The following is a 13,958-nucleotide window of genomic DNA, read 5'->3' as shown; positions in this document are numbered from 1 at the left end:
GCGAATTCCTCGATTCGAATCGGGCTAAAGGCCCAGCCAATTGGGTACGCCGAGCACGATCAACTCGGGCAGGGCGATCACAAGAGCGAGCACGACGACCATCACCGCGATGAAAGGGATGTTGGCGTAAGTGATACGCAGGACGTCGACGCGGGCTATGACACTGGTAATGAAAAGGGCAGCGCCGACAGGCGGCGTCTGCTGTCCGATGCCCCAGCAGATCATCACCACCATGGCAAACTGCAGTGGAGGTATGCCCAGCAACTGGGTCGCCGGGAGGAACAGTGGCACTACGATGAACATCATGGCGATGCCATCAAGGAAGGTGCCTATGAGGATCAAGACCACCGCCAGTACGACCAGCAGGACGACCGGCCCCATGTCCATCTGGCTGATCGGTATCAGCAGGGTGTCGGCGAGCGCAGCGTAGGTAAATGTGTAGCCCAGCACGTGCGCTGTGGCAGTGACCAGCATCACCGCGCCGGTGAGCACCGCGCTCTCGACGAACGCGCGATAGAGTTGCCGGATACTCAATGAACGGTAGACGGTCATGCTGATGACTATCCCGTAGACCACCGCGATTGCCGACGCCTCGGTGGGCGTGAAGATGCCACCGAGAATGCCGCCGAGAACGATGACCGGCATCATGAGTGCGGGTGCTGCGCTGATGAAAGTGCGGAAGACAGGTCCTACCCGGAACGGCTCTTCTGCCGGGTACCCACGGCGAATCGACACGATCCACGCGACTGCGATCAGGCCAACGCCGAGCAGGAGGCCAGATACGATGCCGGCGGCGAATAGCGCCCCCGTGGATATGCCCATGTAGGCGGCAAGAATGACCATCGGCACACTGGGCGGGATAATGACTCCAATGGTGCTGGACGAAGCCGTGACCGCTGCGGTGAATGCGCGGGAATAGCCGCGCTTGATCATCTGGGGGATCATGACCCCACCCACGGCCGCGGTGTCCGACATGGACGTGCCGCTCATCCCGGCGAAGAACATGGACGTGACCACGTTCACTGCAGCCAGGCCGCCGCGCATTGCGCCCACAAGCGTGCGGGCGAAATCGACTAGTCGGGCCGATATGCCGCTATGGTTCATTATGCTGCCCGCAAGTATGAAAAGCGGTACCGCGAGCAGCGGGAAGGAGTTGGTTCCCCGGTAAAGCCGCTGGGCAACGATAGAGAGATCGGCGCCGCTGAAGGCCAGCACGCAGATAGATACTGCGGCCAGGGCAAAGGCGATGGGGAGGCCGAGACCGATGGAGCCGAGCAGCAGCAGAAGCACCAGCGCGAGGGTCACGGTTCTGCTCCTTGGGAGGCCTTGTTGGCAGCGGGATAGGGGGGTTGGCCCCGCCTATATGCGCCCACCGCGACAATGATCTGTCGCAGACACTCCAGAGTCATCGCGGCGCCGGAGAGCGGGATGATCGCGTAGAACACGGTCATCGGAATGTCGAGCATCAGCGAGGTGCGGTCGCTAAAGTTCATCGCCTGCTCCGTGCCCCATATCACCATCACTACTGCGACACCGATGATCACCGACTGGTTGAAAAGGTAAATCACCATTTGGGGGCGCATGGGCATGTGAGAGACCAGCACGTCGATCCGCAGATGAGCACCCTGACGCAGTGCGAGGAAACCGCTGAAGAACGTGAGGTACACGAGCAGGCCTAGCAACACTTCATAGGACCACGGAAGCGAACTCTGAATGACGTAGCGGTAGATAACCGTGAGGAAGGTGATCACGACTGTTGCAGCCAGTAGCAGCGCAGAGATCGCCTCGAAAACGCGGTCTATCATGTCACTTGTCCGTGGACTGGAGGCATGATGCACGCACCGGGTTTATGCCCCCGGTGCGTGCTATATCCTTATGGCGTTTCGGTGTTGACGATGGCCTCTATCAGCTCGGCGGCACTTCCGCCGAGGCGCTCTGCCTCATCGTCCCAGATGACAGATGAGGCTTCGATAAACGCGTCCAGATTGACGTCGTTCACCTGCATTCCGCGCCCCTCGGCAAGCTCTACCACGCTCTCGTCGGCTTCTCGCCCAAAGGCAACCGTTGCGGCACCTCCGGCCTCGCCGCCCTCAAGCAGCGCTTGCTGAACGTCTTCCGGTAACGACTGGAAGCGTTCCTCGCCCATGAGAATGAAGCCCACGGTGTAAACGTGACCGGAGAGCGAAAGATAATCCTGAACCTCGTAGAAGCGACTCGCCCGAACTTCAACCAACGGGTTCTCCTGACCATCGAATACGCCTGTCTGGAGTGCTGAATAGAGTTCCGGATACGGCAACGGGGCGGCGTCGGCACCGTAGTGGTTAAATATGCGGATGCGCAGAGGGCTGCCGGGTGTGCGCATCCTTACACCGCGAAGATCATCTGGTTCCACGATCGGGCGGCGGCTGTTGGTGATGTGTCGGAAACCACCCTCGTAGAAACCCAGTACTCGATATCCTCGCTCCTGGAGTCTCTCCCGGAATTCGTCGCCCACGGGTCCTGACAGGACTGCCTCTACATGCTCTCGATCACGGAACAGATAAGGCAGGGATAGCAGGCCCAGCACGGGATCGACGGAGGTAATGGGTGTTTCGATGGTGGAAATGTCCAGCGTACCGGCACGCAGCGACTCCAGATCACTCTCCTGATCACCGAGGGCACCGGAGTGGTGGAGGCGGATATTGACCTGACCACCTGTGCGGTCCTCCACGACCTGTTTAAGCGTGCGCAGTCCTTCCATCTGGATACCGCCCTCGGCTCCGATGGTGTTGGCCCGCATGTTGATCGTGTCGGCGGCCGTGCCACCGGCAAACGCGAGGACGGATGCTCCCATCAACCCGGTAAACAATTGGTTCAGAAATAGTTTCTTGTGCATGTCTCGCCTCCTGGAAGGTGTCCTGTGGGCTCTCAGTGAAAGCCTGACTCTGTCGAGGCTAGAGGGCTATCGTTGCAGTGACGAGAATAAAACCGGCACGAAATTGTAAAAAACCGACACCATGGACATGCTGTCATTTGGCGTGGCGTCAGGGTGGAATGACAGGTTCAGTACTTCATTATAGTGTGATCCGGGGAGCGTCCGCGGCGGCGGCCCCGTACATCGACGTGGTTTGACTGCGTGCCGCATGCGGAGGCTGGCCGTATCGTCCGCGGAAGGCCCGCGCGAAATGGGCACCATCGGCGAATCCAACCTCAGCGGCGATCTCGGCAATATGCGCTTCAGAGTGCTGCAATAGCCAGCGTGAGTAGCGCAGTCGCATGTCACGGAAATAGCTTAATGGCGCGACCCCAAGCGCGGCATGAAATACGCGTTCGAGTTGCCGTGATGACACGTTGACGTGGGCAGCGATTTGCGCCGTTGTCAACTTCTCGTTCAATGATTGTTCCATGAAATGGACTGCCCGGCGGACCCGGCTATCCCGGACATCAGCCAGGTCGGCGTAGAAATGTGCCTGTGGGTGACTTGCCGGACGAGCCTCCTGAAGCATCATGTGCCGAATGGCCTGGGCGGCTTTGTCGGCGCCGCAGTGTCGGCGTACGAGGTGGAGCGCAAGATCGGTGGCGCCGCTGGAGCCCGCGCAGGTGATGCGGGCTCCCGCATCCAGGAATAGTCGGTCTGGTACGGCACGTATATGCGGAAACTCCTCGCGGAAGTCGTCGTAGACATTCCAATGGACACACGCGCGATAGCCGTTCATCAGGCCGGCGCGGGCCAGAGTAAAGGTGCCGGTGCAGATACCCACCAGCCGCACGGACTCCGATGCCGCCTGGCGCAGATACGAATGCAGGCCACGTCCTTCTCGCGGATCAAGGTAGGCGTTACCCCCACAGACAGCGATGTAGTCGAAAGCTCGGGGATCAGTCATGTCGGTGTCTGGTACAACCCGCATGCCGCAACTCGCGGTTATAGCGCTCTCCCCCATGATCTGCCAGGCGCAATTGATGGGGCGGCTGCGTCCGCCCTTGTCGGCCGCTAGTCTGAGGCAATCGATAAACCCTGCGAAAGCGTTGAGCGTGAAGCACTCCTGCAGAATCAGACCGACGCGTAATGGAGCGTCAAGATTGCCAGGCTGTCGTGCCATACCCGGGTGCCTCTATGAGGACGTAGATTTGAATTATATGCCGCAGTGCGCGGCGGCCTCTCACAACTGCCTTAATGCATTGATCGGATGCAAGCCATCACCCGGCTCAAGACGGATGCGAACCGCTTGCAATTCGGTGTTTAAGAACTCCCGTATCTACCACCGCTCCATGTGCAGAGGCGACGCCTTGAACTTTCGAGCGGCCACTAATCCTCGAGCCGGTTGGAGGCACTGTATCGCAAACCCGGACCATGCAACCCATCCCCACAAGGCACCTCGCAATCCATAGGAACTCAAACCTGCCATACAGTTTGATGCACCAACTAGATGCGCGTCGCCCGCTTTTGGTGCGGTTTCACCTCCTTGCGGACTGGACGGCTTGTCACGCTGCATAGATCTATTCTGGAAAAACCTTATCAGGCGGGCAGGTTCCAGAATGGCACCTGTCTTGCATGCACCAAGTCTGCGTGTCAAAAGTCATTTCGAAAAACACGCCTCACCTAATGTAGGGATTCTTATATTGTAGTTGGTCACTACGAGAATAAGTACTGATACAAGGATAAAGGCATGCGCAAGAATAGGCTCGCTACTGTACTCGCTTTTTTAATTATATTAATGGGGGCCTCACTATCAAATAGCGTGGCTTCTGATTTGAAAGTGATTCGCTATGTGCCCAACGGAGATTTTAGTCAGCTTGACCCAATATGGACAACATCATACATAGTTCGAAACCATGGTTATATGGTCTGGGATACCTTGTTTGCACTAGACGAGAATTTGGAAGTCCAGCCTCAGATGGTAGACACCTGGAGCGTCAGTGATGATGGTTTGCAGTATACTTTCACGCTCCGAGAGGGATTGATATGGCATGACGGCGAACCCGTGACTGCCCGAGACTGCGTAGCATCCATAAGGCGCTGGGGTGCGCGTGACGGAATGGGCAGGATGCTCATGCGGTTTACGTCAAGCTTGGACGTTGTAGACGATGCCACGTTTACTCTTACCTTAAACGAACCATATGGACTTGTATTGGAGTCGCTTGGAAAGCTCTCAAGCAACGTTCCTTTTATGATGCCGGAGCGCCTCGCAAACGTCTCTCCAAATGAGCAAATTACAGACGTTATCGGTTCTGGGCCATTCGTATTCGTAGAGTCGGAATATGAGCCAGGTAACAGAGCCGTTTATGAGCGGTTTGACGGATACGTTCCTCGGGATGAACCTGCCAGTCTAGCAGCGGGTGGCAAAGTCGTTCATGTCGATCGCGTGGAATGGTATTACATTCCCGATGCCCAAACAGCTGTGTCAGCACTTCGAAGAGGAGAGGTGGATTTCTATGAAATGCCTCCAATCGATCTGATCGGCCAACTGGAACGGCATGACGATATTATTGTAGAGGTTTTGGATCCAATTGGCGCGCACGCCATGTTGCGACCAAATTTCCTTCAACCTCCCTTTGATAATGAACTCGTTCGAAGAGCTCTCTATTACGCAACCGATCAGCGGGATTACATGTACACCATGGTCGGCAATCCAGAGTACTTCGTGGACCATTGTGGATCGTTTTTCGTCTGCGGTACGACCTATGGAGTCGAGACTGGTGCTGAGAATTCGAATGGCAAAAATCTAGAAAAAGCTCGCGCGCTGCTCGAAGAGGCCGGCTATCAAGGGGAGCGTGTCGTTATCCTCGATCCAACAGACCTTGCGCCAATGCATGCGTTGGCGACCGTGACAGCGCAAGCGCTTCGGGATATAGGGATGAATGTGCAGTTACGTGCCACCGACTGGGCAAGCGTCTTCTCCCTTCGGACGAACCGTGGTCCGGTCGAGGAGGGGGGGTGGTCGCTATTCGGAACATGGTGGACCGGTGCAGACGTACTCAACCCAATAAGCAATGTCGCGGTAACTACTGACGATGGGTCTTGGTTCGGTTGGCCAGAGAACGCAGAAATCGATCAGTTGCGTCTGGACTGGGCCCGCGCAAGCGATGAAGAGCGCCCTGCCATAACTGAACAGTTACATCAGGCACTCTACGATTTCGGCATCTATCTGCCTGTTGGTCAATGGGTTCAGCCTTCTGCGTATAGGAGTAACCTCCAGGGGTTCATATCTTCACCAGTACCGTTTTTTTGGAATGTGATGGTGGATTAGGTTCACTTGCTCCATTGCTAGGGAGTAGCGCGAGTCGTCTGCCCTTATGACGGCTCGCGCTAATAGAAAGATTGTAACTGAGAGAATTTCCGGAAAACGCGTAAAGAGCTCTGGAAATTGTACGCTATCACGGAGTGTCATCGAATGATAAAAGCCTTAAAGGAACCTAGTGGTGCGCACAATCTGGGAGGCCATCAGGCGGGAGCTATTGACAAGAAGGAAAAGCCACTGACTCTCAGTGAGAAACGTGTCGATGCTTTAGTCTTCTGCTTAACGAAAGGTGATCGCAAATTATTCACGATGGATGAGCACCGCTACGCGATAGAGAGGTTGCCGCCTGAAATATTAGAAAGTGCATCTTACTATGAAAAATGGCTGAATGGGGTCTGCGTACTTTTGATTGAAAAGGGTGTTCTAGATGCTGCGTCTATCGAAAAAGAAGTAGAGCGGCTAAAAAGCACAGAAAAAAGAGCCACGGAATGATTCCTACTGGTAGTCGTGTAAGGGTAAGAAAGCCGAAAAGACCTGGCCATCTTCGGCTTCCGAATTATGTTGTTGAAAAGTGTGGGATAGTGGTTTGCTGTTACTCTATTTATCCTTGTGCAGAGGATATCGCAGAAATGAGGCCGCCCAGAAGTCAGCGGCTCTATGCGGTTGCTTTCGATGTTGAGACTCTGTGGGGGAATTCTTCTGTAGATAGCGTGGTAGTCGATTTGTATGAACACTGGTTAGAGCGCGATGATTCTTCTAAAGTCGAACTCTAACAAAAATAATGAGAGGGGTTTATGAGTCATACGCATCCCTTAGGTAATGATGAAAAAAGGAATACAGAGTTTGATTACCTTGAAAAGGCAGTGTCCAATATTTTAATTGAACGAAGATTAATATCAGACCCTGAAATATGGGCGCAAATCGATGATATGGAGAGTCGCTCATCAGAAGCTGGTGCGCGTCTAGTTTCTCTGGCTTGGACAGACCATGAGTTTCGCAATCGCTTGTTGTCCAACCCTATAGAAACCATCAAGGGTGAGGGTATCAAATACGATGCATCACACGACTTGAGAATTCTACCTGCCAGCGACGACGTACATTACGTGATTGTCTGCACCCTTTGCTCCTGTTATCCCCGCGCTCTCCTTGGGTTACCGCCTTCCTGGTACAAGAGCAAGGCTTATCGTTCAAGGGTCGTACGGGAGCCGCGGGAAGTACTTGCCGAGTTTGGCACTCACCTATCGTCGAATACGCAAGTTAGGGTGGTCGACAGTACAGCAGACATGCGTTACTTCGTGCTTCCGATGCGGCCGATTGGTACAGAAGAATATGACCTCAACAAGCTAGCACGATTGGTGTCGCGGGACGTGCTGATCGGAATGAGACTTCCACAGGAAGGCGTTTTCCATGGCTAAAGTGTCGGCGTTTCCGTTTGTTTTTCCACATGAGGGGGAGCTGGTAAGGGAGAGCGTTGCATTCATCGTTATCGATATGCAACGAGATTTCTGTGATCCCGAAGGCTATGTGGCACGAAAGGGTTATGATCTTACGAGTATCCGGGCGGCTATTCCGACGGTGAAGAGCTTACTGAGTCTTTTTCGCTCCAAGGGCATACACATCGTACACACCCGGGAAGGATATGCCGAAGATTTGAGCGATATCCCGTCATACAAACTATGGAGGAGCCGACAGAATGGTGATGGTGTGGGAGCCGTGGGGCCGCTAGGGAGATTATTGATCCGCGGAGAACCTGGTTGGGAAATACTTCCGGAACTCGCTCCGCTAAAGGATGAACGAGTGATTGATAAGCCGGGAACGGGAACGTTTTTCTGTTCTGATCTGGAGACACATCTGCGGAGTAGAGGTATATCGAACCTGATTATCGCGGGTGTTACTACTGAAGTATGCGTTCACTCTACAGTGCGTGAGGCAATTGACAGGGGTTTCAATTGCCTCGTTGTGGAAGATGCATGTGGCGCCGTCTCTGTCGACAAACATCAGAAAGCGATTGATATGATTACCACAGAAACCGGGATATTTGGGTGTACTGTACGGGCTAGTGTACTAATAAAAGCGATAAAATCTCTTCCTGAATAACTCGAAAAAAAATGATTTCCGTGAATCCGAATTGACGGGCATGGAGCGAATTATCTATGTACGGCTACTTATTTAGGAGAGTGCTTGCGACAGTTCCCGTCATGCTGTTTGTGGCGTTCTTCGTCTTTATGCTATTACATATGAGCCCCGGTGATCCTGCGGAGATAATAGCAGGTAACTTCGCGACGCCAGAACAGGTTCAGGAAATAAGAAGAGCGCTTGGGCTGGAGAGACCGCTTCATACGCAGTTTCTATCCTGGTTACACAGTGTATCTCAGGGTGATCTCGGTAAATCGATCTACTCAGGGCAGGATGTGACTCGACTAATTGCTCAAAGAATTGAGCCCACATTGATATTGACACTTCTTACTATTTTGATCGCGATTACATTTGCGATACCGATGGGAGTCCTCGCTGCCTGGAAGCGCAACACGTGGATAGACAAGACCATTATGTCGCTCGCAGTGTTGGGCTTTTCAGTACCCGCATTCGTGCTTGGCTATGTGCTTATATACATTGGCTCAGTTAGTCTCGAGATTTTTCCCACACAAGGCTACAGAAGTATTTTCAAAGACCCCGGAAGTGCATTAATGCATCTCGCACTGCCCGCGCTTACCCTTGGCGCGGTCTTTGTTGCACTTATAGCCCGCATGACACGTGCCACGATGCTCGATGTGCTTAGCGAGGACTATATCAGGACCGCTTTCGCGAAGGGATTGCCGACTCACAAGGTGCTGATAAGGCACGGCCTGAAGAACGCGATGGTCCCAATTGTTACGACAATCGGCCTCGGTATCGCACTGCTGATCGGCGGCGTTGTGGTCACTGAGAGTGTGTTTGCGATACCTGGTTTGGGAAGGCTTACTGTGGATGCTGTGTTAAGAAAAGATTATCCAGTCATTCAGGGAATGATTCTTTTGTTCTCTTTAATTTACGTGTTCCTCAATTTATTGATTGATCTGAGCTACGTATTGTTTGATCCAAGGATTAAATATTAACGATACTGTATCTCAACAATGAGTGACTAATCGAATGGGCTTGATAAGATCGTTGGAAGGCGATGGCGGCGTAGATAAGACGCCTGTCGTAGCGCGATCCCGTTGGTTCGCTTGGGCGAAGAATCCATCGATGCTCTTTGGGGTCATCGTCCTTCTGATTATGGTTCTCCTATCATTTTCTGCTCCGTGGCTGGGCCTTGCTGAACCGACGCGACAGACGCCTATGGACAGATTGCAAGGGCCTTCTGCATCGTATTTGTTCGGGACGGACATGTACGGCCGGGATATGTTTAGTCGTGTTTTGCACGGTGGACAAATCTCTCTGATTGTGGGCGTATCGGTTGCTTTTTTTGCAACTACTATAGGGTTAATCTTCGGATTGCTTGCCGGATTCATTAGAAGCGTCGACGCGATTGTAATGAGAGTGTTCGATGCGCTTATGTCGATACCTGCGATTCTTTTGGCAATTGCACTGGTCGCATTGTGGGGCAGCAGCGTGCCGAGTGTGATTTTGGCGTTAGTTATTCCAGAAATTCCCCGAGTTACCCGTTTGGTTAGATCGATCGTTTTAACTCTTAGGGATCAAGTCTATGTTCATGCAGCGATCGCGTCGGGGAGTTCGACATTACGTATACTTGTTCGACATATCCTGCCGAATGCGATGCCTGCGTTAATTGTACAAGCGACATACATATGTGCTCAGGCGGTCATATTTGAGGCTTATTTGAGTTTTGTGGGCGCTGGAACACCACCGGAGATCCCAAGCTGGGGTAATATCATGGCGGAAGGGCGCATCCATTTCTTGGATAATATGCACATTATAGCCTTCCCGGGCCTGTTTCTCGCCCTCACCGTATTCGCAATTAATGTTTTTGGAGATGGACTACGAGATCATTTAGATCCGCGAATGCGACCTCGTATGTGAGGGGTGCTTTTCAAAAAAATTGGTTTTAAAAAAGGTTCTTAGTGGCGGACTTCTCCCGTTAAAACTATTCGAAGGATAATGACGTGTTTCAAGACGATTGTTTAAGCTGTCCAACAACGGATGATGCGATTTTACAGGTGGAGAGTTTATCAACCTATTTTTTTAATGATTGTCAAGTCGCTAAGGCAGTAGACGGTGTCAGTTTGTCTTTGCGCCCAGGGGAGATTCTCGCGGTGGTGGGGGAGTCTGGCTGTGGAAAGAGTGTAACGGCCCTATCCATTATGCGTTTGCTTCCGGAAATGTCGGTGAAGTACGCATCAGGAAGAATACTTTTCAAAGGGCAGGATCTACTTGCCTTGACAGACCGGGAAATGCGCGGAATTCGCGGCAATGAAATATCAATGATTTTTCAAGATCCAATGAGTTCTCTTAATCCGGTGCTTACAATCGGGGACCAGCTTGTTGAGGCTGTCATGCTCCATAGGGGAATGAATCGAAAGGCTGCATGGGTCGAAGCGAGAAGAGTTTTGAAGCGAGTCCATATTCCAGAAGCGGAAAAAAGGCTAAGGGAGTATCCCCATCAGTTGTCTGGGGGAATGAGGCAGAGAGTCATGATAGGCATGGCACTCTCTTGCCAACCGAGCGTACTTATCGCGGACGAGCCCACAACAGCCCTTGATGTGACCATTCAGGCCCAGATTCTGGATTTGCTGGAGGAGGTTCGAAGCGAGTTTCGCACCGCTATCATTCTCATTACGCATGATTTGGGGGTTGTCGCTGAGATAGCGGACCGTGTTGCAGTCATGTATGCAGGTCGAAAAGTTGAAGAAGCAGGGGTTATGCAACTATTTGAGAATCCGGCTCATCCATACACGCGTGGATTGATGCGGGCGATGCCGAGTTTTTCCTCTTTACAAGAGAGTGGGATTGATCAGCGGTTACATGAAATTCGGGGCATTGTGCCGGCGGTTAGCAATCTTCCGCCTGGGTGTGCATTCAGTGATCGATGTGAGTTTGCGGTTGAAAATTGTAATTCCAATAGGCCAGAGTTAATGGAGTTGGAAGCTGGGCATCAGGTTGCGTGTTGGGAGAGTCGCGCACTGCCAAGGTGGAGCAAGTGAAAGAGAAAGAAGATATGCCCGTGCTTGAGGTTACTGAATTGAAGAAATACTTCCCCGTAAAGGGCGGTTTGCTTGGATTGCAGGTAGGTAGTGTCTATGCCGTGGACGGAGTCTCTTTTGACTTAAACAGAAGCGAGACTCTTGGTTTAGTGGGGGAATCAGGTTGTGGTAAATCCACGCTTGGAAGATTGATTTTAAAGCTTTTAGAACCGACAGGAGGTCAAATAAAGCTTAATGGGGTCGATCTTGTCCCTTTATCTCGGAAGGAGCTGCAACCGTTTAGAAGAAGCATGCAGGTAATTTTCCAGGATCCATATTCGTCACTTAATCAGCGGATGATCGTAGAAGACATAGTCGCGGAACCTTTAGATAACTTTACTGAATCGTTCTCTAAGTCTGATAGGCGTGACAAAGTTCTAGGGTTGCTGGAAAAAGTGGGTTTACGTCCTGAGTCGGCCCAGCGTTATCCTCACGAATTTTCTGGTGGACAGAGACAACGAGTGGGGATCGCTCGTGCGCTCGCTCTCAATCCTGAGTTGATTGTGGCTGATGAGCCAGTATCTGCGCTGGATGTGTCTGTACAAGCGCAGGTTATTAACTTGATGAAGGATTTGCAGCAAGAGTTTGGCTTTTCGTATTTGTTCATAGCCCATGACCTAGCGGTGGTTAGCCATATTAGCCATCGGATAGGTGTGATGTATCTGGGCAAACTTGTCGAGCTTTCGGATAGGGATAGCGTGTTCAGCAGGCCTCAACATCCTTATACGAAAGCACTCTTGGCGGCTGTGCCGGTGACGGATCCGCGACTCAGGAGGAGAAGAAGCCTGTTGAAGGGAGATGTACCTAGCCCTATGCAGCCACCCACTGGTTGCAACTTTAATACAAGATGCCCTGTTGCTGTTGCCCAATGTTTCGAGGAGGAGCCGGTGTTGCGTGAAGTTGCTCCTGGGCACTGTGTGGCTTGTCATTTGGTCTAGAAGTTTGATGGCAAATGTTTTGGGTTCTGGAGGTTTCGTGAGCATTAAAGATTTTTACGAAGAGAAGTGCATTGTTACCGGGCGGACGACAGTACCGATGATGGACTCTAGATATAAGGGGGCAAGTACATTTTTCAGGTGTCCGATGGTTGAGTCGCTGGACAGCTGTGACATCGCATTGGTGGGGGTTCCGTTTGATGGCGGGGTAACGAACAGGCCGGGCGCGCGGCATGGGCCAAGGGAGATTCGAAATGCGTCGAGCATGATGCGGACAATTCACCATGTAACCAAGTTTGATCCGTACTCAGTTCGCCGGATTGCAGATGTGGGTGATGTGACCTTCTCTTCAGTTTATGACCTAGAGGCGGTCGCGGAAGAGATTTATGATTTTTATCATGCGCTTAGAATGGAAAATGTATTGCCGTTAAGTGCGGGGGGTGATCACTCAATCACCTATCCTATTCTTAAGGGGCTTTATCGTGACGAGCCGTTTGGACTGGTGCACATTGATGCGCACACGGACACCTGGGGTGTTCACAAAGGATCGAAATTTCATCACGGTGCGCCGTTTCGGCTGGCGACAGACGCGGGGCTAATTGATCCGGAAAGGACAATTCAGATTGGAATTCGTGGTGCGCAGAACACTGCGGAAGGATGGGAGTATTCGTTGGCAAAGGGAATGCGCGTGATCTTCATGGAGGAATTTATGGAACTCGGGGTTGCCGGAGTTCTCCGGGAGATAAGCCGCGTAATTGATAATCGACCTGCGTATGTGAGTTTCGACGTAGATGCGCTTGATCCGTCCTTTGCTCCAGGAACCGGAACACCAGAGGTTGGGGGTATTTCAACTCGCGAGGCTCTCCAACTTCTACGTGGATTGCGTGGATTACCTCTGGTTGGTGCTGATGTCGTCGAGGTTGCGCCTCCTTTTGATTCAAGCGGAAATACGGCACTAGTGGGTGCTACCCTAATGTATGAGCTGCTTTGCCTGTTAAGTGAGTCAGGTGTTAAAAACTTGAAAGAATAACCATAGTGCCACAATTGTGATGATGCATATGATAAGAAAGCCTTGTAACGAGCCTTCGAGCGTCTTGTGAGGCTGAGGGGTTCTGCATTTGGGGCATGTCTTTGCATACGAGCTGATTTCCGTGCCGCAGACCAGACAACGCGCTTTTCCTGTATTGCCAATCCTCATTGTATTCGTTTCTCGATTATTCGACTGGCTCTGGTGTCACATAATTTAGCGGTTACCAAGATATCTCAGTCGCGTTCTGAAGGTAAGCACTCAGTCGTAACCGCCTACCAAGGGGGTTTCCGCCACCTAAGGAAGCCGCCGGTGGGCTGTGCAAGCTGCGGCGTACATAGATAGGGCGTAAGCGTCCGGGCAACACCGCCTTGACGATGTGCGTTGCGATCAGTCCGCCGGACGAAGCTCTGGCAGATTCCAGGGCAGCAGTTCTTCGATGCGGTTGATGGGATGGTCGGCTACGCGCGCGATTACGGCTCGCAGGTAGGCATAAGGGTCGTTGCCGTTGAGCTTGGCCGTGCCGATGAGGCTGTAGACGAGCGCAGCACTTTCCCCACCACGGTCGGAACCGGCGAAGAGATAATTCTTGCGCCCA

15 protein-coding genes are annotated in these 13,958 nt (G+C 52.4%); 10 read left to right on the top strand and 5 right to left on the bottom strand.

What is annotated here, in order from left to right; all coding sequences use genetic code 11:
• Positions 1-24 precede the first annotated feature (24 nt).
• The 4 genes from J2T57_RS03395 to J2T57_RS03380 all read right to left on the bottom strand — a co-directional run bounded on the left by J2T57_RS03395 (position 25) and on the right by J2T57_RS03380 (position 4,079).
• The gene (locus J2T57_RS03395; protein ID WP_253474258.1) at positions 25-1,305 is read right to left on the bottom strand and encodes a TRAP transporter large permease; all 1,281 of its coding nucleotides are present in this window, start codon (positions 1,303-1,305) and stop codon (positions 25-27) included.
• Entirely contained in the window at positions 1,302-1,805 is a 504-nt protein-coding gene (locus J2T57_RS03390) for a TRAP transporter small permease (RefSeq protein WP_253474254.1), read from the bottom strand. The genes J2T57_RS03395 and J2T57_RS03390 overlap by 4 nt, the downstream gene beginning before the upstream one ends.
• Before the next feature lie 68 nt (positions 1,806-1,873).
• Positions 1,874-2,875: a TRAP transporter substrate-binding protein gene (locus J2T57_RS03385; protein ID WP_253474251.1), complete on the bottom strand. Its 1,002-nt coding sequence runs from the start codon at positions 2,873-2,875 to the stop codon at positions 1,874-1,876.
• A 178-nt stretch (positions 2,876-3,053) separates the two neighbouring features.
• Positions 3,054-4,079 (bottom strand): GlxA family transcriptional regulator, encoded by a 1,026-nt coding sequence (locus tag J2T57_RS03380; protein ID WP_253474248.1) that lies wholly within the window; start codon positions 4,077-4,079, stop codon positions 3,054-3,056.
• Between the two features lie 567 nt (positions 4,080-4,646).
• Between J2T57_RS03380 and J2T57_RS03375 the strand changes: the two genes are divergently transcribed.
• The 10 genes from J2T57_RS03375 to speB all read left to right on the top strand — a co-directional run bounded on the left by J2T57_RS03375 (position 4,647) and on the right by speB (position 13,363).
• Positions 4,647-6,227, top strand: coding sequence for an ABC transporter substrate-binding protein (locus J2T57_RS03375; RefSeq protein WP_253474245.1), 1,581 nt, complete (start codon positions 4,647-4,649; stop codon positions 6,225-6,227).
• 144 nt (positions 6,228-6,371) lie between these two features.
• Positions 6,372-6,710: an SH3-like domain-containing protein gene (locus J2T57_RS03370; protein WP_253474242.1), complete on the top strand. Its 339-nt coding sequence runs from the start codon at positions 6,372-6,374 to the stop codon at positions 6,708-6,710.
• Positions 6,707-6,991, top strand: coding sequence for an SH3-like domain-containing protein (locus J2T57_RS22345; RefSeq protein WP_366519062.1), 285 nt, complete (start codon positions 6,707-6,709; stop codon positions 6,989-6,991). Before J2T57_RS03370 ends, J2T57_RS22345 begins: the two co-directional genes overlap by 4 nt.
• 21 nt (positions 6,992-7,012) lie before the next feature.
• A complete protein-coding gene (locus J2T57_RS03365) occupies positions 7,013-7,633 on the top strand; it encodes a nitrile hydratase subunit alpha (protein ID WP_253474239.1) in 621 nt (206 codons plus the stop codon).
• A complete protein-coding gene (locus J2T57_RS03360) occupies positions 7,626-8,315 on the top strand; it encodes a cysteine hydrolase family protein (protein ID WP_253474236.1) in 690 nt (229 codons plus the stop codon). The genes J2T57_RS03365 and J2T57_RS03360 overlap by 8 nt, the downstream gene beginning before the upstream one ends.
• Before the next feature lie 56 nt (positions 8,316-8,371).
• A complete protein-coding gene (locus J2T57_RS03355; protein WP_301289114.1) occupies positions 8,372-9,313 on the top strand; it encodes an ABC transporter permease in 942 nt (313 codons plus the stop codon).
• A gap of 52 nt (positions 9,314-9,365) precedes the next feature.
• Positions 9,366-10,238, top strand: coding sequence for an ABC transporter permease (locus J2T57_RS03350; protein ID WP_253474230.1), 873 nt, complete (start codon positions 9,366-9,368; stop codon positions 10,236-10,238).
• A gap of 83 nt (positions 10,239-10,321) precedes the next feature.
• A complete protein-coding gene (locus J2T57_RS03345; RefSeq protein WP_253474227.1) occupies positions 10,322-11,359 on the top strand; it encodes an ABC transporter ATP-binding protein in 1,038 nt (345 codons plus the stop codon).
• A complete protein-coding gene (locus tag J2T57_RS03340; protein ID WP_436262680.1) occupies positions 11,356-12,336 on the top strand; it encodes an ABC transporter ATP-binding protein in 981 nt (326 codons plus the stop codon). Before J2T57_RS03345 ends, J2T57_RS03340 begins: the two co-directional genes overlap by 4 nt.
• 37 nt (positions 12,337-12,373) lie before the next feature.
• Positions 12,374-13,363: an agmatinase gene (gene speB, locus J2T57_RS03335; RefSeq protein WP_253474224.1), complete on the top strand. Its 990-nt coding sequence runs from the start codon at positions 12,374-12,376 to the stop codon at positions 13,361-13,363.
• A gap of 387 nt (positions 13,364-13,750) precedes the next feature.
• Here speB and J2T57_RS03330 read toward each other — a convergent pair.
• On the bottom strand, positions 13,751-13,958 hold a 208-nt coding region (locus J2T57_RS03330; RefSeq protein WP_253474220.1), incomplete at its 5' end, for a transposase domain-containing protein.

This window comes from Natronocella acetinitrilica (genome assembly GCF_024170285.1).
Classification (GTDB): domain Bacteria; phylum Pseudomonadota; class Gammaproteobacteria; order Nitrococcales; family Aquisalimonadaceae; genus Natronocella; species Natronocella acetinitrilica.
This window is presented reverse-complemented; position numbering and strand designations above follow the sequence as displayed.

Bases quoted from the DNA above. Each gene is read 5' to 3' on its own strand.
- J2T57_RS03390 (WP_253474254.1), bottom strand. From the start codon at position 1,805: ATGATAGACCGCGTTTTCGAGGCGATCTCTGCGCTGCTACTGGCTGCA.
- J2T57_RS03385 (WP_253474251.1), bottom strand. From the start codon at position 2,875: ATGCACAAGAAACTATTTCTGAACCAATTGTTTACCGGGTTGATGGGA.
- J2T57_RS03380 (WP_253474248.1), bottom strand. From the start codon at position 4,079: ATGGCACGACAGCCTGGCAATCTTGACGCTCCATTACGCGTCGGTCTG.
- J2T57_RS03375 (WP_253474245.1), top strand. From the start codon at position 4,647: ATGCGCAAGAATAGGCTCGCTACTGTACTCGCTTTTTTAATTATATTA.
- J2T57_RS03370 (WP_253474242.1), top strand. From the start codon at position 6,372: ATGATAAAAGCCTTAAAGGAACCTAGTGGTGCGCACAATCTGGGAGGC.
- J2T57_RS22345 (WP_366519062.1), top strand. From the start codon at position 6,707: ATGATTCCTACTGGTAGTCGTGTAAGGGTAAGAAAGCCGAAAAGACCT.
- J2T57_RS03365 (WP_253474239.1), top strand. From the start codon at position 7,013: ATGAGTCATACGCATCCCTTAGGTAATGATGAAAAAAGGAATACAGAG.
- J2T57_RS03360 (WP_253474236.1), top strand. From the start codon at position 7,626: ATGGCTAAAGTGTCGGCGTTTCCGTTTGTTTTTCCACATGAGGGGGAG.
- J2T57_RS03355 (WP_301289114.1), top strand. From the start codon at position 8,372: ATGTACGGCTACTTATTTAGGAGAGTGCTTGCGACAGTTCCCGTCATG.